The following is a 19867-nucleotide window of genomic DNA, read 5'->3' as shown; positions in this document are numbered from 1 at the left end:
CACCCACGCTACAGCTTGGCCTTTTGGACTTTCCCGCAACCTCTATCATGGGAGAAAGCCTTGGGGATGCTCATGCCGGATTCCACCTTTGTCATCACCACCCCCATCTACTACGTCAACGCCGCTCCCCACATCGGCAGCGCCTACACCACCCTGGTGGCGGATGCCATTGCCCGTTACCATCGCCTGCGGGGCAAGGATGTGCTGATGGTGACGGGAACCGACGAGCACGGCCAGAAGATCCAGCGCACCGCCGAAGAGCGCGGCATTCCCCCTCAGCAGCACTGTGACGAGATTGCGGCTCAGTTTGCCCAGCTTTGGCAGTTGCTAGACATCCGCTACGACCGCTTTATCCGCACCACCAACCCTCGCCACAAAGCCATTGTGCGGGAGTTTTTTCAGCGGGTTTGGGATCAGGGGGATATTTTCGTTGGCCGGCAGCAGGGGTGGTACTGCGTTGCCTGCGAAGAGTTTAAAGACGAGGCGGAGCTGCTAGAAGGTGGGTTTTGCCCTCTGCACCCCACCAAGAAAGTGGAGTGGAAAGATGAAGAAAACTACTTTTTTCGCCTCTCCCGCTACCAGGAAAAGCTGGAAGCCCTCTATGCCGAGCAGCCGGAGTTTATCCAACCAGAAAGCCGCCGCAATGAGGTGATTAACTTTGTCAAGCAGGGCCTGCGGGATTTTTCCATTTCTCGCCCTAGTGTCTCCTGGGGGATCCCTTTTCCGGCGGATCCCGGCCAAACCCTTTATGTTTGGTTTGATGCCCTCATCAACTACATCAGTGCTGCTTTGGATCCTGACGACGAGCCCACCTTGGCAAATGCCCTACGTCGCTACTGGCCTGCGGATGTCCACCTGGTGGGCAAGGATATTGTCCGCTTCCACGCCATTTACTGGCCGGCCATGCTCATGTCCGCAGGTCTGCCCCTGCCCAAGCAGGTGTTTGGCCACGGCTTTCTCACCAAGGATGGCCTCAAGATGAGCAAAAGCCTGGGGAACACGGTGGATCCCTTTGAGCTGGTGCAGCAATACGGCGCCGATGCCGTGCGCTACTACTTTCTGACGGAAATCGAGCTGGGCAAGGATGGCGATTTCAGCGAGGGCCGCTTCGTTGACGTGCTCAACGCCGATCTGGCCAACGATCTGGGCAATCTGCTCAACCGCACCCTCACCATGCTCAAGAAATATCAACCGGACTACCGCATTCCCGCAGTTGGGATCCCGGCTGACCACCCTCTCAAAACCTTGGCCGAGACCCTTGCCCCTCTGGTGGCCGCGGCCTACGAGGGGATGGATCCCGGCTCTGCCGCCCGCAAGGCCCTCAGCTTGGCCCAGGCCAGCAACAAATACCTAGATGAGCAGGCCCCTTGGACGCTGCACAAACAAGGGCAGGGGGAACGGGTGGCCCAGATCCTCTATGCCGTTCTGGAAAGCGTGCGCTGGGTGGCAGTGCTGCTCTCGCCCCTCATTCCCGCTCTCAGCCTCAAGATCCTGCAGCAACTGGGGTTCTCCCTCACCGACATCACGCAACTGCGCTGGGATCCGGATGCTACCTGGGGTCAGCTTCCCCCTGGGCAAGAACCCCAGCCCCCCACGCCCGTCTTTCAGAGAATCCTGAGGAGCGCCTAAGAATTGGCAGGATCCGGTCGGGAAGATTGGGCATCGGGCTGGGATCCCTCTGGAGTGGATCTGTCGGCAAAAGGGCGAACATCCCCCAGGGGAATGGTTGAGGAAGCGACGGGGAAAGCACGGTTGGACGGGTCGGATGGGCGCAGCCGCGGGTTATGAATCGCGCCAGCAGGGGGGGGCACTTCGCCGGACAGCGTCTGCCAAGCTGCCCGTACCCCTGCCCAAAGGCTGCGGATATTGACCTGGGCGCCACGGGCTTGGGTGCGTGCTCCTTCGATGGAGCGGTTGACCTGCTTCACCACCTGCCCGGCCTCTTTCACCCCTTCGTCGAGGCTGTCAGCAATCTCGCTCACTTCCAGGCTGGTCAGGCGCAGGGCCTCCAGCGTGGGCGGCAATTCCCGCAGCAGGGTATCGAAAAAGCGTTCTACACTTTGAGCGGCTCGACCCAGTTGAATGACGGCGGGCAGCAGGGTCAGGATCACCGCCAAAATGCCCACTGCCACCAGACCTACCGAGAGGCCCAGCCAAAATACCGGATCGGTCATCGCGCTTCTTCCTGTCGATCTTGGGCTTCTAAGTTCGCTTCTTCCCTGGCCAGGACGCTGCGGTTTTGGGCTTGGCTCAGTTCTTGTCGCTTTTGCAGCATCGCCTCTTTGCCCACCGCCACCGCCTGTTGCAGCCTCAGCAGGGCCTCGTCCAGACTTTTTTGGGCGGAGTCGAGCAGCTTTTCCGATTGGTACTGCAGGCTGCTGGTCACATCTTCTGCTACCTCTGGCAGGGCCTCTGCCGATTTCTTCAGCAGTCGCCGCGTTTCCCGTCCGCTGCGGGGAGCCAAGAGCAGGCCAATGGCGGTGCCCACAGCAGTTCCCAGCAACAGCCCACCGATAAACGCACCAGTCCGGTTTTCAGCCATGCTTTGCCAGAGTTGAGTTGGATACGGGTGGCCCCGAAACTAGACTACCTCAAGATCTCTCTAGATCTCTGGGCTCTCTGCTTTCGCCGACCGCCCCTAGAGAATCCGCAGGGGATCCACATCCAGGCTGACGCGGATCCCTTGGGGGAGATGGCCAATGGCGGCCTGAATCTGGGCAGCCAGCTTCGGGCGATCCCAATCTTGGTCGGGCAGTTGCTTCAGCAGGATCTGCCAGCGGTAGCGTCCGGCAACCCGCTCCACCTGGGCCGGCCCCGGCCCCAACACCTCTGCCGGGATCCCCTGTAGGCGTTCGGCCACCCGATGGCAATAACGCTCCAGGGCTTCCAGGCGGGTGCTGCTCAAGCGGATCAAAATCAAGGCTCGATGGGGAGGATAGCCCCCCTCTTGCCGTTGTTGCAGTTCTGCCCGCAAGAAGCCCTCGTAATCTTGGGCCAGCACCGCCCTCAAAATCGGGTGCTCCGGCAGATAGGTCTGGACAATCGCCTGTCCCGGCAGGGATCCCCGGCCCGAGCGCCCCGCCACTTGGGTGAGCAGTTGAAAGCTGCGCTCGCCGGCGCGATAGTCGGCTTGGTGCAACAGCCCATCGGCGGCCATCACGCCCACCAAGGTTACCTGGGGTATGTCCAGCCCTTTGGTGAGCATTTGCGTGCCCACCAACACCTGGGCCTTGCCGCTGCGAAACTGCTCCAGCAACTCTCGATGGGATCCCTTGCGGCGGGTGGCGTCGCTGTCGTAGCGCAAAATCGAGAGCTGCGGCCAATGCTGGTGCAGCACTTCCACCACTTTTTGGGTGCCGGTGCCGAAGTGCTTGAGGTAGGGGGATCCACAGGCGGGGCAGCGCTGCGGATGGGGTTGGCGGGCGCCGCAGTAGTGGCAGCGCAGTTCCTGCCCGCCGAGATGGGCCAGATGAAAGGTGAGAGAAACATCACAATGCTCGCAGGTGAGGACAAACCCGCAGCTACGGCACAAGACGAAGGTGCTGTGGCCGCGGCGGGGGACAAAGAGAATGGCCTGTTCCCCTCTGTCCAGCGTCTGCTGCAGGGCCTGGTGTAGACGGCGGCTGAGGATGCTGCGGTTGCCGGCTTGGAGCTCCTGGCGCATGTCCACCAGCTCCAGTTGGGGCAGGGTGGCCGGGATCCCAGCTTGGGGGATGCGCTGCGGCAGGGCCAGCCGGATCCACCGCTGCGGATCCTGCAGATGGGCGGCATAGGTTTCCACTGCTGGGGTTGCACTGCCCAGGACCAGGGGACAACCGGCCAGCTCGGCCCGCCACTCGGCCACCTGACGGGCGTGGTAGCAGGGCTGGGGCTGATCCTGCTTGAAGCTGTCGTCGTGCTCTTCGTCCAAGACGATCAGGCCCAGCTTGGACAAGGGGGCAAACACCGCCGAGCGGGTGCCGATCACCACTTGGGGGGTGGAGGACAGCATCTGCCGCCAGGTGTCGTAGCGCTCGCCTTCCGAGAGGCCGCTGTGGTAGGCCCACACCTGGGATCCCAGCCGCGCCCGAAACCGATCCATCAGTTGCGGGGTAAGGCCGATCTCGGGCACCAGCACCAGCGCCGACCGTCCTTGCTGCAGCACCTGGGCGATCACCTGCAGGTACACTTCCGTTTTCCCAGAACCGGTGACCCCGTGCAGTAAAAACCGCTGGAACCGGCCCAAAGCTTGCCGGATCGCCTCTACCGCCTGGGCCTGGGCGGCCGTCAAGGGCCTGGGCGGATCCCGCCACCCCGGCAGGCTGGCATCTCCCAGCCGCAGCAGTGGGCGCTCGTAGAGGTGGACACGGCCTTTGCGGGCCAACCCCTGCAGAACCGCTCGGCTCACTCCTGCCAGGCGCTCCCACTCGGCGAGCAGCAGCTCTCCCCCCTTCTGCTTGAGGATCTGCAGCGCCTTCTGCTGAGGGAGGCTCAGCCCCTCTGGGGAGTCGTCGGCCAGACTGGCGGCCAGCTGGGTTTTCACCCTGCCCCCCTGTTGCTCCTGCCAAAAGCTCTCCACCCAACCCCGTCGCTGCAGTTCCCGCAGGGCGAGGGCGGCAGTGGGCACCTGCTGTTGCACATAGCGCCAAGACAGCTCTCCCCCTTTGGCCTGAAGCAGCTGCAGCAGGGTTTGGGCAGCAGGCGAACATTCCTCCCCTTCGGCAGGGAGCCTGAGCAAGCGGACACGCCGCTGAGAACGGCTGAGCAAGCCGGGGGGCAATACCGTGCGCACCACCTGGGCCAGAGGGGTGAGGTAATAGTCGGCCACCCGCTGCAGCAGGGGCCAGAATTCTTTGGGCAGGATCCCTTTGGCCACCACCGCCTCGATCTCCCGCACCGACTGCGGATCCACCCCTGCCGGCAGCTCGGAGCGCCAACCCAAGGCCACCGCCCCTGCCATTTGCCGACCAAAGGGCACGCTGAGAAGGTCGCCCGCTTCTGGTGCGGATCCCTCTGGCACACGATAGGTAAAGCAACCCCCCAAATGGGGATGATCCACCCACACTTCCAGCCAGCGGGGAGGAACAGGCTGCAACACGGGATCCCTCACGGACGGGGCAGAAACCTCGGCAGATCGACCGCCCGCTTGCTTGCCCGAGACGGTAGAGGTTGGGCCAGGGGCTGAATTGTAGGCTTGGCAGCAGGGGTTGGAGACAGAGCCTGGCCAAGGGACTCTGTTCGCGTGAGGGCGCTGGAGGTATCGGCCCGAGGTGGGACATCCAAGCCTTTGCGTTCCAAAGCCGCCTTCAAGCTCAGCACATGCATCTGCTGCTGCTCGTATTTTTCTCGGAGAGAGCGGTTTTCTTCCCACAGGGCAGCACGCTCCCCTTGCAGGGCTTTGATCTGCTCTGCTTGCTTCTCCAGTTGCGTGGACAAGGTTGCAATTTCTTCTTGCAGATGGAGAATGGTTGCCTGCGCAGAGCGCAACTGTGGCTGCCAGTCGGGTTGGGCGGCCAACTGCTCCAAGGCAGCCTGCAACTGCCGCTCCATGGCGGAGAGATGCTGCTGGGCTTGGGCGTACTGTTCCTGCAGATGGCGGTGCTCTTGCTGCCAACGGGTAACTTCCGCCTGGGCTTGAGAGAGGGCCACTTGCAGCGCTTCGGCCTGGGCCTGCCACTGCTGTTGAAGCTGTTGCTGCGCCAGGGATCCCTGGCGCAGATGCTCCTGCTGAGCTTGCAAAGCCGCCAATTGAGCTTGGGCTTCGGCCAGGGCTGCTTCTAGCTCTTGCCGTTGTTCCCGCCAGCGCTGCTCGGCCTCGGCTTCCGTCTCGGCATAGCCCGCCAAACGGGCCTCGAGGTGTTCCCGTTGCTCCTGCCAGGCTGCCTGTTGGTCGCTGTACAAAGCCCGCAGGCTGCTCAGCTCCGCCTGAGTTTCGGCAATTTGAGTGCGGGCCAGAGAAAGCTCTGCCTTAAAGCGTTGCAGCATTTCCACCCGCTTTTCCGCCACATCCTGGGCTTCCAGCAGAGAGGCCTGCAGCTCCTGCTGGCGCTGTTCCCATTGACGGCGCTCCTGAGCGTGGGCCAAGCGTAGCTGCTCAATCTGCTCCTGCAGGGCCTCGATATCCTGCCGCTGCCGTTCATTTAAGCGTTGCCGAGCAGCAAGCTGAGCTTCCTGATCCGAGATCTGGACTTTCTGAGCCGCCAAAGTCTGCTGCAACTGTTGCAAGAGATGCTCCCGCTCCTGCAGCGCCTTCTCTTGTTCGGCCACCTTCTGGTGCAAAGCCTGCAGTTGTTCCTGAAGAACTCGCCGCTCTTGGAGCTCGGCTTCGGCTTTGAGCAGACGGTTCTCCAATTCCTGGCGCTGCCTCAGGGCCAAATGGCGCTCCGTGCTGGGATCCGGTTCGGATGCTGAACAGCCCGCATGAGTCTCTGAAAGGATGGGATCCGAGTCACCTGAAGAGGGAGCACGCATAGATTGAAGGAGAGATGAAGAAGCGGGAGCAAATGATAAAGTTCCCTGCAGTATAGAGAGATTTTTGGGCGGGTTCAAGCCAGAAGGGTGATCTTGTAAAATCTCCTGCTGCTCCGCACGGCGCGGAGTGCTATCGGCCTGTTTTGGCCGCGCTCTTGCTTCTGAGGTTCCCAAATCCCCGGACTGGGCAGAAGGGCTTGGCTTACTTTTTTTCGGCCGCGAGGCCCGATCCCGACGGGAAGAGATTTCCTCATCCTTCGATATGAACTCCGGCCCGCTGCTGCTCTGAGAACCTGCCACACTGCCCCCTCTCATCACCCACACCACCCACCATCGCTATCGCGGACAAATGGCTGCACCACCTCAAAAAATCTACCAAAAAACTGGGCCTAAAGCCCTGTCCTGTAAGACAGCTTTGTGATGGACTCAAGGCAGCGGCAGGGTAGTCAACCGCTCTGTTCGCGCGGGCGGGCCGTAAGCCTTGAACTCAGCAGTCTGGCGACTGTGACTCAAGTGTAGATGCGTTGTAGATGCATTGGTTGCCTTCCAAAACATCTCTGCCTAGGTGTAGAGGCGCCTCGCCTGGGCCCAGGGATCCAAATCCCGGCAGAAGCAGACTGGCCTCGTTGCTGCGGGGGCAAATGATGCGGGGATCCCCTTCCAATGGCCCGAACAGGGCAGCCAGCGAGCCTGCGGAAAACCGTCTTATCTTTGTCCTTTCTTTTGCGATACTGCTAGGGGTGATGTTGAGAATGACCGCACGATGGCGATGCAAAATGGAGCCAGGGATCCGCTTCAACTTCCTCAACAGCAGACGGGCTCGGCGGGATCCCAGTTGAACCTTGCCTGTTCTGCCCCCTGTGGCCTACTGTTGAGCCTGCTCTGGGCTGTCCCTGCTCTTGCTCAGCCAGAAGCTCCCAGCTCTGCTGCCTTTGCTCTGCCCAACAGCCGCGAAATCCTCACCCCCCCACCCCCCCCCACCCTATCGATTCCCCCCAACCCTGCTGACTCCACCCCTGCGGCTGACCTGACTCTAAAGGGGGCTTTGACGGCTGAAGAATTGGTGGTGCCCCAATCCCCCTTGCAGGTGCGCATCGAGCGAAGGGAGGGCTTGTCTTTGGAAGAAGCTCTGGAGATCGCCGTTGCCCAGAACCCGGCTGTGCAGCAGGCCAGACTGACTGTCGAGCGGGCCGAGGCCGGGGTAGCTCTAGCTCAAGCTGCCTTTGCTCCCACCCTCTCCAGCCGTGCCAACTACCAGTACAGTGAGGCTCCCTCTCCTGGTGGTGGGCCAAGGCGCGAATCCCACACCCTCTCGGCCAGTGTGGTGCGGGTGGAGTATACCGCCTTTGACAGTGGCCTTAGGGAGCAAAACCTGAAGCTGGCCCAAGAAGCGCTGCGCATCGCCCAACTGCAGCTGGAGCAAACGCTGCAGACGGTCAAACAAGCTGTGGCCAATGCCTACTACGATCTGCAAAGCGCAGATGCCAGGGTTGCCATCAGCCAAGCTGCCGTCGAAAGTTCCGAAGCCACCCTGCGGGATGCTCAAGCCCGAGAACGGGCCGGGCTGGGTACCCGCTTTGAGATTCTCCAGGCAGAGACGGAATTGGCCAACAATCGACAAACCTTGCTGGTGGCCCAGAACACCCAGCAACTGAATCGCCGCCGCCTGGCCGAACTGCTGAATTTTCCCAGCCCCACCGACGTGTTGGCCAGCGACCGCATCGAGCCGATGGGAGAGTGGGATCTCAGCCTGGAAGAGACCATCATTGCTGCCTTTGCCCAACGACAGGAATTGGAGCGCCGGCGCCGAGAATTGGAGCAGGCCCAAAGCCGCCTGCGCCTGGCACAAGCCCGCAATGGCCCCCGAATTGGCTTGTTCGCCAGCCTCGATGCCGTTAACGATTTCAACGCCAGCCGCAACAGTTTTGATGTTGGCTATTCGGTGGGAGCCAATTTCAGCTTGACTTGGTTCGATGGAGGAGAAGCGGCTGCCCAAGCCCGCCAAGCCCAGATCGATGGACAGGTGGCCGTGAGCAACTTCGTCGGCACCCGCAATGAAATCCAGCGGGGGGTGGAAGAAGCCTTCCTGACCCTCAGCTCCAGCCGCGAACAGATCGACTCGGCCAAAGTGGCAATTGCCTCAGCAGAAGAGAGCCTGCGCTTGGCCCGGCTGCGCCTGCAAGCGGGGGTGGGCACCCAAACGGAGGTGATCAATGCTGAAGCTGCCCTCACCACTGCCCGTGGCAACCTTTCCAATGCTGTAATCGCCTACAATCGCGCCTTGGTGCAACTGAAACGGGCCATTGGCAGCCTTTGACTTGAGCCTTTCTCCCTCACTCCCAGCCCTTCTTCCAAAAGGAGAGGGGTGCTATGGATACCGCGACGAAACGGTTCTATTCCAACTTGAGCTGTTGTGACATACTCCCGCACTCATGCTGATGCAAAGCGCTCCGCGCCGCTAGCGCGAAAAGGACGTTTCCTGCGCTTGAGGACTACGTCCCGCTGACGCGAAAAGAACGGGATGCCCCACCGCCCTGTGCTTGATGTTGATGGCCGCATGGTGGTCGCGCCCTAGTTCTAGCCCACAATGGGAACAAGAATGCCACCTGTCTTGAATCGCTTTCGGTACTCTTTGACCGCACCGAGAGCAGTTTTGACTGCTGCCGTTGGGATTCACTGCAATCGCCCTCAGCCCAGCTCTTTCAGCCTTGACTGCCAGCATTTGCAGAAATTGTCCCCACCCAGCATCATAGGTGGATTTTGCTAGTCGGGTTCTAGCAACACCTTTGATATTCAGGGCTTCGTACCCAATATGCTTGCCCTTGCTTACCAGCCAGTTCGCTGTTTTGTCATGAAAATCTTTGCGCTGAGATAGTGGTTAGTGGATAGTCACTATTCACTATCCACTGGTCACTATCCACTAGTCACTAGCCATAGGCGGTTTGACCCCTTCTTCTCGCGAGACAAGGCTCGCTGCAACCTCTTGAGCCTGAGCTCTGCCTTGCGATAGTACTGGGGAACTGGAACAGACTCCCCCGCGTCGGTCACCAAAAAGGAGTCCAGCCCCACGTCGATCCCCATCGTGTTCTCCAGTGTTGCAGGCTCAGGAGTAAACTCAGGGACGGACGAATCTTGCAGGCTCAAGGTCACATACCACCCGTCTGCCTTGCGGCTGATGGCAGCGGTCTTAATCACAAAGCCCTCAGGCAAAGGACGGTGCTGAATTATCCGAACAGCACCGATTTTGGGCAGATGGATAAACTGCCCGCAAATGCAGTCCTGTTGCATCGGGGGGAAACTGAAGGAGCGATACCGCCCAACTCCCTTGAATCTGGGTTTCCCTGCCCGCTTGCCGTTACCGTCCCCCTTCAGCCAGCGGTCGAATGCTTTGTGCACTCGCTCTATGCAGTTTTGCAGGACTTGCGAATGGACTGCTCTGTACTGCGGAAACAGGGCTTTCGTGCTCACCAAGTCCCGTTTCTGGGAGTAGAAATCGGGCTTGTCTTTCAGCTCAGGCAAGTGACAGATTAAGGGACAAGCATTGATATCACAGCGATTGTGTTCCCACCACGCAAAGCGCTCTGCCAAGCGGTAGTTGTACTGCTTGCGTAACAAGTCTAGCCATTGGTCCATCAGAGCAACTTGGCTAGAAGTAGGGCGTAAGCGATACTGGTAAGCAGTTCTCATGATGAGGGTATAAAATCCTGCTACGCCGGTCATAGCACCAGTAAGGACGAAGCATCGTGTCCTCGCCTTTTATCCCGACCCTCACCCTGGATAGTGGTGAGTGGATAGTGACCAGCCACTAGTCACTAACAGAAGGCGGGGCTTCCCGCCGGTCTAGCTAACAAAGCCAATCCCCAAAGATCGAAAATGGCCCCCTGGCTGCGCCTCAGCCCCTCCATCTCTCCTGCAGCTTGAGCTCCATCTGCAGATCCCGCGCCGGGACAGGGTCAGCTTCCAGTCTTGCTGCCCATCTCGGCAGCTTGGATCAAGGCCCTGGCTCGCTGTTGATCCAACTTGGCTTGCAAGCGCTCTTGCTTGTCGCTGCTGGTATTCAAAACTTTGCTTGCTTCGTCCAAGAGGGCCTGAGCCGCTGCCTTATCCACTTTTTCACCCCGCTCTGCTCGGTTGACCAGGACGGTTACCTCGTTGTTTTCGACTTCTGCAAATCCGCCCATGACCGCAATGGCCGACCACTTTCCATCGGCTTTGACCCGCATAACGCCATTGCCGATAGCAGTTAAGAGGGGGGCGTGCCCGGTGAGAATGCCCAATTGGCCCGAAGTGGCAGGGAGGATCACTTCCTCGCTGGGGGCATCCCAAACCGTGCGGTCGGGGGTAATCACACGAACCATCAGCGTCACGACAGATCTCCTGAAAGCTTGAGCACTTTCGCGTCGACGGTGCGGAGCACCCTGGTTTCGATCCTAGCGGATTAGGATCCCTGCAGCTTTGCCTGGTTCCCCTTTTGTCTTTATTCTCTCGGGGCAGCTACACTTAACCTGGACATAACCTTGCCTTTACTTCAGACTGGGAGGCAAGCGCTAAGGTGTTGTCGGGAACACTTATCTCATGCCCCAACCTCAGCATTGACGGCCAGCCCATTGCTGTTGGTTTGCAAGGGGGAGCCCAACGACTGGTGCGCCCAGTTTTCCTAGCGGAGCCAGCCTATGCCTGAAGCGATGCCTAGCCATTTTGCTGCCGGCCTGTCCACACGGGAGCGCCAACTGCTGGAAGACCTCTACCGCAGCCGCAGTTTATCCCCCTACACTCCTGGCCAGGTTATCCCTCTGTTTCCTGAGGAATGGGTGATCGTCTGTCGGGGCGTGGTACAGTTGACCACCCTCTATCCCAATGGCGGTGAGGCGTTGTTGGGGTTTGCCGGCCCCTCCATGCCCCTGGGATCCCCGCTGACGATGCTGGATCCCTACCAAGCTAAGGCTTTGACGGCAGTTGATGTGCTGCGGCTGCCGGCAGCAGAGGTGGAAGCCTCAGAGATCCTGAGTCAAGGGCTGCTCAAGCAGGTGGTGCGTCGGCTGCGCCAAACCGAAGCATTGCTCGCCTTGGCCGGACGGCGGCGGGTAGAGGATCGGCTGCGCCAGTTGCTCTCCCTTTTGGCTGTGGAGCTGGGATCCCCGGTTGCAACAGGGGTGCGCCTGCAAGTGCGCCTTACCCACCAGGACTTGGCCAATGCCATCGGCACTACCCGGGTCACCATTACCCGTCTCCTAAACCGCTTTCGCCAGCAGGGCTGGGTTGCGGTGGACAAAAACCGGCACCTTGTCATCAAACTCGCCCACGCTCCGTAAAACCTTTAGAGACTAAGCAGGATCTGCTCCTAGGGCATGGCTGAAAGCTGGCAGTTTTTGGCTCGTAGTTAACTGCTGGGAGATGGAGCTGACGGGAGTCGAACCCGTGTCCGAGATGGGTACTGAGGGATCACTCATTCACAGGTTTAGCCTCTTTGACCCTCGAGGCGGGGATCGCCGTTTGGATCCCGGCGATGGGAGTTCTCCGCCTAATCTTAGTCTCTCCCTCGACGGAGCCAGAGTAGAGAGCTGCACCCGTTGGGGTTGTGATCCGCCCACTTAACGGGGTCGTGAGCAGATCCTCGAGCTCAGAGTAAGTTTTCGGTTACTGAGCCTTAGGCAGCCAAAGCAGCTGCTTTACGAGCAAAGGGTACGACGTTGTTCGCACGTACTTTTTTGAGCCTGGTGGTAACGGGATAAGCTCAATCCCGACCTGCCTCATGAACCCATGTTCGCCACCCCGTCGAAACCGTTACAGCCCCAGGGTTGACTTGAGTCCAGCATAGCAAGATTTTTGGGGATACGGCCAGAACCTTTGCGAATGTGACAGAAGCTTTGCTAATATGACGAAGCTGCAAACTTGGGTCGGTAGCTCAGCGGTAGAGCACTCGGCTTTTAACCGATTGGCCCAGGGTTCGAATCCCTGCCGACCCATGTCAGTCTTCCCCTTCCAAAATGCGGGGCACCTTGAAGAACATGTCTGCCCGGTCAGGGGCGTTGGCCAGGATCCCTTCGATATCCGGGTAGGGCTCGACTTCATCGGGGCGGGTGGGCAGTTCCATGTCCAGGACATGAAAGGTGGGCTCTACCCCCTCCGTGTCCAGCTCCTTCAGTTGCTCCACATAGGCCAAGATGTCTGTTAGCTGCTCTGTGAACTGGATCTCCTCCTCTTCGGTTAGCTCCAGACGAGCCAAGTGAGCAACATGTTGGACTTCTTCCCGTTTCAGCATCCTCTCCTCCGGCTCCCAGATTATCGACTTGACTTAGCCCAGGGTAGCCGAGATCAACCGTTCGCGTTAACGGAACGGAGTCCTTCTGCAGGAAAGCTCAGTACACCTCCAGGTTGGCGCGCCCGGTGGTTTTCAGCCAGTTTTGGGCCTCGATGTAGTTGTTGGGCGCAATGCGAATGGCCCGAATCCAGTACTGGGCAGCCTCGTCGAACAGGGACTCTGCTGTTTCCTCATCCCCGGCTTGCAGGCTCAGCTCGCCCTTGTGGTGCAGCAGCACGGCAATGTTGTTCAGGGCAGAGCAAAGTCTTGGGTTCAACTCCAGAGCTTGGTGATAGTACTCCAGAGCCTTGTCCAGTTCGCCGTTGCTCTGGTGGATCAGGCCCATGTTGTAGAGGATGTAGCTGCGGTCTTCTTCCCCTTGCTCGAGGGCGAGGGCTTCTCTGTAGTTTTCTAGGGCCTCGGCATATTCTCCTTCGCTCTGAGCGGCCATGCCATCCCGGTAGTAGGCAAAGGCTTTCTTTTGCTCAGAACTCACCCCTGGCAGCAGCTTCAGGATCAGATCGGCCATGACGGTAAAGGTTTTGTCGATGAAGTTGTCGTTCTTCATGCTGCGCGGCATGGCTGACCTCTTTTAGAACTTAGAACTCAGGATTTCTTTCTTGCGTTGTATCACGCCCAAGGCGGGATCCGAAACACAACTCCATGAGGGCTCTGTCTCAGGCTACGGCAGGGGAACTGCAACGCTGCTGCAACGAGGCCACAAACGGCCTTGTCAACGAACTTCCGACCTGTCAAGACTGTGTCGAGGAGCGCTTGCTCAGGCGCACAGGATGCCACTGCACGGTTTCGCCGGGGGAAACTTCGATCTCACAGGCGGTGTCGATCAGCCGCTGTGCCTGCGCTTGAGGGGTGGGATAGCGGGCCAGATCTGCATCCACCAGGTGGGGATGTTCCTGCAACAGCCGCACGAGAAACTCCTGCAATTCCTCAGGGCTGAGAAATTGCTCCGGCAAGCCCGGGATCAGCAGCACATAGTGGTTGGCAGCACGTAACAGTTCGGGTTCTGAGTCTAACATGGTGTGGGGTTGGGCGTCTTTTTTCCATCATGAACCAACGGGTTGCGCCTCTCTTGATATCCTGAAAAAGACTTTCCTTGCTCTTGTCCTCCGTCTTGTTGGCGTTTGAGATCTGCTTTCCCTATGGCCAAGCCGCGCACCCTCTCTGGCATTCAGCCCTCTGGCGAACTGCATTTGGGCAACTACTTGGGGGCAATTAAAAACTGGGTGGCCGAGCAGGAGCACTACGAGAACTTTTTTTGCATCGTCGATCAACACGCCATCACCGTTCCTCAGGATCCCAAGCTGCTGAGGGAGCGAACCCGTTCGCTGTTTGCCCTTTATTTGGCCTGCGGTCTCAGCCTGGAGCATTGCGTGCTATTCGTCCAGTCCCACGTGCCTGCCCATACGGAGCTGGCCTGGCTGTTCAACACCATCACCCCCATGAACTGGGCGGAGCGCATGATCCAATACAAGGAGAAGAAGGAAAAACAGGGGGAGGAGACCAGCGTTGGCTTGTTCAGCTACCCGATTTTGCAGGCGGCGGATATTTTGCTCTACCAACCCAAGTATGTGCCAGTGGGGGAGGATCAGCGGCAGCATATTGAGCTGTGTCGGGATATTGCCCGCCGCTTCAATGACCGTTTTGGAGAGGTGTTTTTGATCCCAGAGGCCCTGATTCGTCCGGAGGGGGCGCGGGTAATGAGCTTGACCGATGGTACGCGCAAGATGTCCAAGTCGGATCCCTCGGATTTCAGCCGTATTCATCTGCTGGATGACCCGGATACCATCCGCAAGAAGATCCAAAAATGCAAGACCGATCCCATTCGGGGCATTGCCTTTGACGATCCGGCTCGTCCCGAAGCCCACAATTTGTTGACGATTTACATGCTCACCTCCGGCAAAAGTAAGGAGGTGGTGGCGGCTGAGTGTGCCGAGATGGGGTGGGGGCAGTTCAAGCCCCTCCTTGCCGACAGCATCATCGCTGCCCTGGAGCCCATTCAGCAGCGCTACCGGGAACTGTGGAGCAACCCCGACCACCTGCTCGTTCTGATTCGGGAGAATGCCGCTAAGGCCCGGGCCATCGCCGAGCAAACGCTACAAAGGGTGAGAGAGGCCATGGGGTTCTTGCCCCCCTAAGGGATCCCTGCCCAAGCTTTGATCAGTCGGGGTTGCCATCGCGGATCTCGACGGTGCTCAAGGCGCTCACCAGCCAGTCTAAACCCAGCTCTGAGAGGATCCCTTTCCAGCCCAGGTGGAGGCGCTCCTGCCATTCTTGCCGGTGGTTAATCAAGTACACACAGACCAGAGTGATGCCCACTCCCAGCCATTGCAGCCGCGTCAGCGATTCCCCCAGAAAGGTGCTGCCAAACAGCAGGGCAAAGATGGGGGTGAGGAAGGTCAGGGAGCTGAACTCGGTGAGGTTTTCCTGGGAGGCGAAATAGAAGAAGAGGGCATAGGCCAAGGCGCTCCCCATCACCGAAGCGTAGAGGAGGCCCAGCCAGTGGATCCCGCTCAGGTGTTGCCATTGCTGAGTCTCCGTCAGTCCCGACAGCAGGATCAAGGGCAGGCTGCCCAACACCATGTGCCAGCCCGTCGCCAGCACCGGATCCGCCACCTCCGCCACCTTGGGCATCATCACGGTGCCGATGGCCATCGACAGGGAGGCCATCAACATCCAAACGACGCCGGCCCCCAACTGCAGGGATCCCCCACCGGATAGGCCGATGAGGCCAATGCCGAAAACCCCCAGCCCCAGGCTCAGCCAGCCCAGGGATCCCATCCGCTCGCGGTAAAACCAGGTGGCCATCAGAGCCACCGCCAGCGGCTGCGAGTCAATGAGCACGGATCCCAGGCCCGCCCCTGTCTCTTTCAGCCCTTGGGCCAAAAATCCCTGAAAACATGTGCCGTCCACCAGCGCAAACGCCAACACCCATAGCCAGCCGCGCAGCCCTCTGGGATGCCAGGCGTGAGAGGCCGCAGAGCCCCGCCCCTGCCAGAGCCGAAAGGCCAGAACCAGGATCCCTGCCGGCAGCAACCGCAGAATGGCAATAAAGAGGGGGGTGGTCTCGGAGAGGGCGTCTCGCATCACCACCATCGCCGAGCCCCACAGGAAAAAGGGGGCAATCATCAGGAGGCGTTGCCAGATAGGCTGAAAGAACAGGTCAGACTGGGCCATGGGTGCTTCAAACTCAGAGACGGAAGTTAACCCCATGTTAAGCGCTGGGGCAGCTCAGTTACAAATCTTAACTGTTGATGCATATTATGCCTGGCATGGGATCCCTGGAGGGCTTTCTCAACCTGGACAAGCCGGCGGGGCTCACCTCCCACGACTGTGTGGCAGTGGTGCGGCGGGTCTTGCGCACCCGCAAGGTGGGGCATGGGGGCACCTTGGATCCGGCGGCAACGGGGGTTTTGCCGATTGCGGTGGGACGGGCAACACGCTTTTTGTCGTTTTTGTCGGGGGATAAGGTGTATCAAGCAACCTTCCGATTGGGACAGCGCAGCGACACCGACGATGCTGAAGGGCAGATCCGGGTGGGATCCCCTTGTCCTGGGTTGAGTCGCGAGCAGGTAGAGCAGTGCTTGCGGGAGTTTACCGGCGAGATCTGGCAGGTGCCGCCCCTCTACAGCGCCCTTAAGCGGCAGGGGAAAAAGCTCTACCAGTTGGCCCGTGCCGGCGTGGAGGCTGCGGAACTCCAGTTGGAACCCCGACGGGTGGTCATTCGGCAACTGCGCATCCTGGGCTGGCGAGCCGGAGACTTTCCGGAAGTGGATCTGGAAGTTGCCTGTGGCCCCGGCACCTACATTCGTGCCCTTGCCCGCGATGTGGGGGAAAAATTGGGCTGTGGAGGGCTGATGAGCCGGCTGCGACGGCTGCAAAGTGGCCCCTTTCGCATCGCAGAAAGCCTGCCCCTGGAGAAATGGCAGGGATCCGGGGATCCCGCTGCTGCCCTGCTGCCCATCGAGTGGGGATTTGCCGATTGGGGTGCGGTACAGCTCTCTTCCGCCGAAGCGAAGCAGTGGCTGCAGGGTCGGGCCATTCTCCTCGACCGGCCTGTTGTCGATGCCCCTACTTTGCGGGTGCTGGACGAGGCGGGCAAGTTTTTGGGCTTGGGGTATGGTCAGGCAGGCCAGCTCAAGCCGCTGCGGGTGTTGCCGCCGGATCCCTAGAGTGTTGCAGAAAAGTTACATTTTCGTAACAACATTTGCCATTGTCTCAGGGGGAAGCGGGAAAGAAACCCCTGCATGCTAAACTTCTGAGGGCGAAGGGGAGCCTGAAGCGTCGCCGTTGCCGGGCTCTGGCTCGATTTTCCAAGGTTGACCTTTGGATGTTGTCCGGCAAAATCTCTTCTCATTTTTTCATCTCAAGCTACTTTACAAAATAAAGTCACAAGAATGGAGCTGGGGATATGCGGGATGCCGTAACCACGCTGATCAAAACCTACGACCTGACGGGCCGCTACTTGGATCGGGAGGCAATGGATGCGCTCAAGGCTTTTTATGACTCGGGGCTGCGGCGCATCAAGGCCGTGAACGTGATCAATCTCAACTCAGTGGATATCGTCAAAACGGCTGCTGCGGCCATGTTCGCCCAGGTGCCAGATCTCATTCGTCCGGGAGGCAACGCCTACACCACCCGCCGCTATGCCACCTGTTTGCGGGATATGGACTACTTCTTGCGCTACGCTTCCTACGCGCTGGTGGCTGCCGATAACAGCATTCTGGATGAGCGGGTGTTAGCGGGCTTGCGGGAGACCTACAACTCCCTCGGCGTGCCCATCGCCCCGACGGTGATTGGGATCCAAAACATGAAAACCCGCACCCTGGAGCTGCTTGGCTCCGGCGAAGACTACAGCTTTGTGGCCGAGCCCTTCGATTACCTGAGCGCTAAGCTGAGCGAAACCGATATCTAAACCGATATCTAAGCGCCTGCTCTTATTCGTCGGCATAGGGGTTTGGCGGCACCGGTATCGGCTCCACCTGCTCGGCAGCGATTACCAACTGAGATTGGCCATCCCGCTGCTCCACGGCCATGCGCCCCTCCAGACGCAGCCAACTGTCGGCAGTTAACTGCTCTGCCTCTGGCCAGCGCACCGGCAAGCCCACGGGGTAAGCATCGGCAGCACAGCAGCTAACCAAAAACCGAGCAATAACAAAGTGGTCGGGTCGCTCGTCAGGAATGACGAACCCCTGCACCCGCACCGGCTGGTCTTCATAGGTGTAGGGATCCGGGTAAACATCCAAGGTGCGCACCCAGTCCAGCAGAGTTCGCTGACGGGGGTCGAGCTTGGGGCGAAAAGCCTGCGGCTGGCTACGAGATACCCCCAGATAGGGAGATACCCCTCGGTTGAGGGCAGTTTGGCTGGAGAGTGGTCGTGGCTCGACCCAAAACCCCAGCAGGGCCGTCAGGATCAACAGTCCTGCGCCCAGCCGCGGCCCCAATAGTGAGGCATGGACTTCAGAAGAGGCAACTTTGGCTCCTCGCCAACGGCCAATCCCCAAGCCCAACAGACACAGCCCGGCCAACAGCGCCACATTCACGTAGCCGGGATTGATCAACATCAGCAGGGTGCCCCGCCAGCGATAGACGATCAGCAGGATCCCTAGCAACATCAGCCCAGCCGCCTCCCAGTAGGCCGTATTGCCCCACCGCAACGGTTTGGACTCCGTCCCGCTGACGCGACCGACAGGCCGAGACATACCCTTGGTTTTCGCGTGCGGTTCCTCTGGATTTTGTTTTTCTCGAAGACGACCAGAACTGCTTTTGGGCATGGGTTGCAGCTTTTTCACACCACTCCGAGCCTAAGTTTAGCAATCCTCGCGGAAGTGCCCACTGCCGGCGTTGGGGAATGCCTGTGCTGCCAATTTCCCAGTCACAGGTATCGGGTTGCCCGAATAAGGCAAGGACTCCGTCCCCCTAACGCGAACAGCAAAACATTTCGTTTGGCTCACGTTCTTTGATTGCCGTCTTTACAGCTTCAGGGATCCCATCATCAATTCAACAAATCCAGCCACAGATAACCTCACATTGATATCCCATTGATAACGGACTTTGGCGTGATAGACAGGGTTGCAGGCTGATGTATAAAGCCTAGGGAGTTGCTGCAATTTTGGCAGCCTGCTCTACAGTGGGATAGACGCAACTGAGATAGCACACGCGAATGTTGGCAAGGATACCCACCTGGCTGCGGGGAGTCAGCTATGCCATCTATGGCTTTCTCTACCTGCCAATTCTGCTGATCGCCGTCTACTCCTTTAACCGAGCCCGCTTTGGCCTGGCGTGGACAGGTTTTACCTTCGATTGGTACCTTTCCCTGTTTCAGAATGCCCTGGTCTGGCAGGCCACGCAAAATACCCTCGTCCTGGCGTTGGTCAGCACGCTGGTCAGCACGCTGCTGGGATCCCTGCTGGGCTATGGGCTGTATCGCTATCGCTTCCCCGGTAAAAAGATCCTGCAGGGGCTGATGCTGTTGCCGGTGATCGTCCCCGATATTGTGATGGCCATCGCGCTGCTGCTATTCTACCAGTTTGTGCGCTTTTACACGGGCCTCTTTGAGCTGGGCTTGGGGACGATGATCTTGGCCCACATTACGTTTCAGATTGCTTTTGTGGCTATTGTGGTGCGCAGCCGTCTCCAACTTTTGGATCCCGCCCTGGAAGAAGCAGCCTATGACCTCTATGCAAACACCTGGCAAAAGCTACGCTATGTCACCTTGCCCTTGGCCATGCCAGGGATCCAAGCTGCCGCTTTGCTGGCTTTTACCCTTTCGATAGATGATTTTGTCATCTCCTTTTTTACCAGTGGGCCGGAGAGCCTGACCTTGCCAATTTTGATCTACAGCACGGCGCGACGAGGAGTTACCCCGGAAATCAATGCCCTCTCCACCTTGATCATTCTGGTTACCTTGATCTTGGTCGTGGGCTTCCCCCTGCGGAGTGCTCCGCACCGCTGACGCGAACAGCCGCTCCCGCCTGGGATCCCGCTAGCCGTTCTCGACAGTTCCCCCTCTCCCCCTGAGAGAGGTTGGAGATGAGGGCGTGACATACTCCCATTGCTGACCCTACGGGTACAGCGTAGGCTTCTCGCTTCATCGGG

Annotated in this window: 17 protein-coding genes, 1 tRNA gene, 1 other RNA gene and 1 pseudogene; 8 read left to right on the top strand and 12 right to left on the bottom strand. The window is 59.2% G+C overall.

What is annotated here, in order from left to right:
• Positions 1 to 72 precede the first annotated feature (72 nt).
• Positions 73 to 1629 (top strand): methionine--tRNA ligase, encoded by a 1557-nt coding sequence (gene metG, locus ACVWZF_RS02800; protein ID WP_457410777.1) that lies wholly within the window; start codon positions 73 to 75, stop codon positions 1627 to 1629.
• On the opposite strand, the gene ACVWZF_RS02795 is transcribed toward metG, so the two are convergent.
• From ACVWZF_RS02795 to ACVWZF_RS02780, 4 genes are all read right to left on the bottom strand, one after another.
• Positions 1626 to 2174, bottom strand: coding sequence for a hypothetical protein (locus ACVWZF_RS02795; RefSeq protein WP_457410767.1), 549 nt, complete (start codon positions 2172 to 2174; stop codon positions 1626 to 1628). The genes metG and ACVWZF_RS02795 overlap by 4 nt on opposite strands.
• Entirely contained in the window at positions 2171 to 2542 is a 372-nt protein-coding gene (locus ACVWZF_RS02790; RefSeq protein WP_414409151.1) for a YtxH domain-containing protein, read from the bottom strand. Before ACVWZF_RS02790 ends, ACVWZF_RS02795 begins: the two co-directional genes overlap by 4 nt.
• A gap of 96 nt (positions 2543 to 2638) precedes the next feature.
• Positions 2639 to 5077 carry a primosomal protein N' gene (gene priA / locus ACVWZF_RS02785; protein WP_457410765.1) on the bottom strand — a complete coding sequence of 813 codons (2439 nt, stop codon included), beginning with the start codon at positions 5075 to 5077 and terminating at the stop codon, positions 2639 to 2641.
• A gap of 8 nt (positions 5078 to 5085) precedes the next feature.
• Entirely contained in the window at positions 5086 to 6354 is a 1269-nt protein-coding gene (locus ACVWZF_RS02780; RefSeq protein WP_457410763.1) for a hypothetical protein, read from the bottom strand.
• Positions 6355 to 7213: 859 nt separating this feature from the next.
• On the opposite strand from ACVWZF_RS02780, the gene ACVWZF_RS02775 reads away from it, so the two are divergent.
• Positions 7214 to 8767 (top strand): TolC family protein, encoded by a 1554-nt coding sequence (locus tag ACVWZF_RS02775; protein ID WP_457410761.1) that lies wholly within the window; start codon positions 7214 to 7216, stop codon positions 8765 to 8767.
• A 141-nt stretch (positions 8768 to 8908) separates the two neighbouring features.
• Here the strand turns inward: ACVWZF_RS02775 and ACVWZF_RS02770 are convergent.
• A pseudogene (locus ACVWZF_RS02770) lies at positions 8909 to 10137 on the bottom strand (RNA-guided endonuclease InsQ/TnpB family protein).
• A 266-nt stretch (positions 10138 to 10403) separates the two neighbouring features.
• Positions 10404 to 10817: an ATP synthase F1 subunit epsilon gene (gene atpC / locus ACVWZF_RS02765; protein ID WP_414330392.1), complete on the bottom strand. Its 414-nt coding sequence runs from the start codon at positions 10815 to 10817 to the stop codon at positions 10404 to 10406.
• A 306-nt stretch (positions 10818 to 11123) separates the two neighbouring features.
• Between atpC and ACVWZF_RS02760 the strand changes: the two genes are divergently transcribed.
• Entirely contained in the window at positions 11124 to 11762 is a 639-nt protein-coding gene (locus ACVWZF_RS02760) for a Crp/Fnr family transcriptional regulator (RefSeq protein WP_011433798.1), read from the top strand.
• Between the two features lie 80 nt (positions 11763 to 11842).
• On the opposite strand, the gene ssrA is transcribed toward ACVWZF_RS02760, so the two are convergent.
• Positions 11843 to 12244: a transfer-messenger RNA gene (gene ssrA, locus ACVWZF_RS02755) on the bottom strand.
• 100 nt (positions 12245 to 12344) lie between these two features.
• On the opposite strand from ssrA, the gene ACVWZF_RS02750 reads away from it, so the two are divergent.
• A tRNA-Lys gene (locus ACVWZF_RS02750) sits at positions 12345 to 12416 on the top strand.
• A gap of 2 nt (positions 12417 to 12418) precedes the next feature.
• Here the strand turns inward: ACVWZF_RS02750 and gatC are convergent.
• The 3 genes from gatC to ACVWZF_RS02735 all read right to left on the bottom strand — a co-directional run bounded on the left by gatC (position 12419) and on the right by ACVWZF_RS02735 (position 13788).
• Positions 12419 to 12712 carry an Asp-tRNA(Asn)/Glu-tRNA(Gln) amidotransferase subunit GatC gene (gene gatC / locus ACVWZF_RS02745; protein ID WP_011433797.1) on the bottom strand — a complete coding sequence of 98 codons (294 nt, stop codon included), beginning with the start codon at positions 12710 to 12712 and terminating at the stop codon, positions 12419 to 12421.
• 97 nt (positions 12713 to 12809) lie between these two features.
• Positions 12810 to 13331, bottom strand: a complete 522-nt coding sequence (locus ACVWZF_RS02740) for a photosystem I assembly protein Ycf3 (protein ID WP_457410760.1) — start codon at positions 13329 to 13331, stop codon at positions 12810 to 12812.
• Between the two features lie 172 nt (positions 13332 to 13503).
• Positions 13504 to 13788, bottom strand: a complete 285-nt coding sequence (locus ACVWZF_RS02735) for a chlororespiratory reduction protein 7 (RefSeq protein ID WP_011433795.1) — start codon at positions 13786 to 13788, stop codon at positions 13504 to 13506.
• Positions 13789 to 13911: 123 nt separating this feature from the next.
• Between ACVWZF_RS02735 and trpS the strand changes: the two genes are divergently transcribed.
• The gene (gene trpS / locus ACVWZF_RS02730; RefSeq protein ID WP_414375193.1) at positions 13912 to 14907 is read left to right on the top strand and encodes a tryptophan--tRNA ligase; all 996 of its coding nucleotides are present in this window, start codon (positions 13912 to 13914) and stop codon (positions 14905 to 14907) included.
• Between the two features lie 22 nt (positions 14908 to 14929).
• Here trpS and ACVWZF_RS02725 read toward each other — a convergent pair whose 3' ends face one another.
• On the bottom strand, positions 14930 to 15946 hold the full coding sequence (locus ACVWZF_RS02725; RefSeq protein ID WP_457410759.1) for a DMT family transporter: 1017 nt from the start codon (positions 15944 to 15946) through the stop codon (positions 14930 to 14932).
• 77 nt (positions 15947 to 16023) lie between these two features.
• Here ACVWZF_RS02725 and truB point away from each other — a divergent pair, with 77 nt between their 5' ends.
• Together truB and apcB are read left to right on the top strand one after the other, a co-directional pair.
• A complete protein-coding gene (gene truB, locus ACVWZF_RS02720; protein WP_457410758.1) occupies positions 16024 to 16941 on the top strand; it encodes a tRNA pseudouridine(55) synthase TruB in 918 nt (305 codons plus the stop codon).
• A gap of 239 nt (positions 16942 to 17180) precedes the next feature.
• A complete protein-coding gene (apcB, locus tag ACVWZF_RS02715; protein WP_011433791.1) occupies positions 17181 to 17684 on the top strand; it encodes an allophycocyanin subunit beta in 504 nt (167 codons plus the stop codon).
• A 22-nt stretch (positions 17685 to 17706) separates the two neighbouring features.
• On the opposite strand, the gene ACVWZF_RS02710 is transcribed toward apcB, so the two are convergent.
• On the bottom strand, positions 17707 to 18471 hold the full coding sequence (locus tag ACVWZF_RS02710) for a TIGR03943 family putative permease subunit (protein WP_457403762.1): 765 nt from the start codon (positions 18469 to 18471) through the stop codon (positions 17707 to 17709).
• Positions 18472 to 18932: 461 nt separating this feature from the next.
• On the opposite strand from ACVWZF_RS02710, the gene ACVWZF_RS02705 reads away from it, so the two are divergent.
• The gene (locus tag ACVWZF_RS02705; protein WP_011433789.1) at positions 18933 to 19724 is read left to right on the top strand and encodes an ABC transporter permease; all 792 of its coding nucleotides are present in this window, start codon (positions 18933 to 18935) and stop codon (positions 19722 to 19724) included.
• The last annotated feature ends 143 nt before the right edge of the window (positions 19725 to 19867 follow it).

Source organism: Thermostichus sp. OS-CIW-30, assembly GCF_054060215.1.
Note: the sequence above shows the minus strand (reverse complement) of the source record. Positions and strands in the feature narration are given on the sequence as shown.

Bases quoted from the DNA above. Each gene is read 5' to 3' on its own strand.
- apcB (WP_011433791.1), top strand. From the start codon at position 17,181: ATGCGGGATGCCGTAACCACGCTGATCAAAACCTACGACCTGACGGGC.
- ACVWZF_RS02710 (WP_457403762.1), bottom strand. From the start codon at position 18,471: ATGTCTCGGCCTGTCGGTCGCGTCAGCGGGACGGAGTCCAAACCGTTG.
- ACVWZF_RS02705 (WP_011433789.1), top strand. From the start codon at position 18,933: ATGTTGGCAAGGATACCCACCTGGCTGCGGGGAGTCAGCTATGCCATC.
- ACVWZF_RS02790 (WP_414409151.1), bottom strand. From the start codon at position 2,542: ATGGCTGAAAACCGGACTGGTGCGTTTATCGGTGGGCTGTTGCTGGGA.
- metG (WP_457410777.1), top strand. From the start codon at position 73: ATGCCGGATTCCACCTTTGTCATCACCACCCCCATCTACTACGTCAAC.
- ACVWZF_RS02735 (WP_011433795.1), bottom strand. From the start codon at position 13,788: ATGTTAGACTCAGAACCCGAACTGTTACGTGCTGCCAACCACTATGTG.
- ACVWZF_RS02760 (WP_011433798.1), top strand. From the start codon at position 11,124: ATGCCTGAAGCGATGCCTAGCCATTTTGCTGCCGGCCTGTCCACACGG.
- ACVWZF_RS02775 (WP_457410761.1), top strand. From the start codon at position 7,214: ATGGCGATGCAAAATGGAGCCAGGGATCCGCTTCAACTTCCTCAACAG.
- ACVWZF_RS02795 (WP_457410767.1), bottom strand. From the start codon at position 2,174: ATGACCGATCCGGTATTTTGGCTGGGCCTCTCGGTAGGTCTGGTGGCA.
- ACVWZF_RS02725 (WP_457410759.1), bottom strand. From the start codon at position 15,946: ATGGCCCAGTCTGACCTGTTCTTTCAGCCTATCTGGCAACGCCTCCTG.
- ACVWZF_RS02740 (WP_457410760.1), bottom strand. From the start codon at position 13,331: ATGCCGCGCAGCATGAAGAACGACAACTTCATCGACAAAACCTTTACC.
- truB (WP_457410758.1), top strand. From the start codon at position 16,024: ATGCATATTATGCCTGGCATGGGATCCCTGGAGGGCTTTCTCAACCTG.
- gatC (WP_011433797.1), bottom strand. From the start codon at position 12,712: ATGCTGAAACGGGAAGAAGTCCAACATGTTGCTCACTTGGCTCGTCTG.
- trpS (WP_414375193.1), top strand. From the start codon at position 13,912: ATGGCCAAGCCGCGCACCCTCTCTGGCATTCAGCCCTCTGGCGAACTG.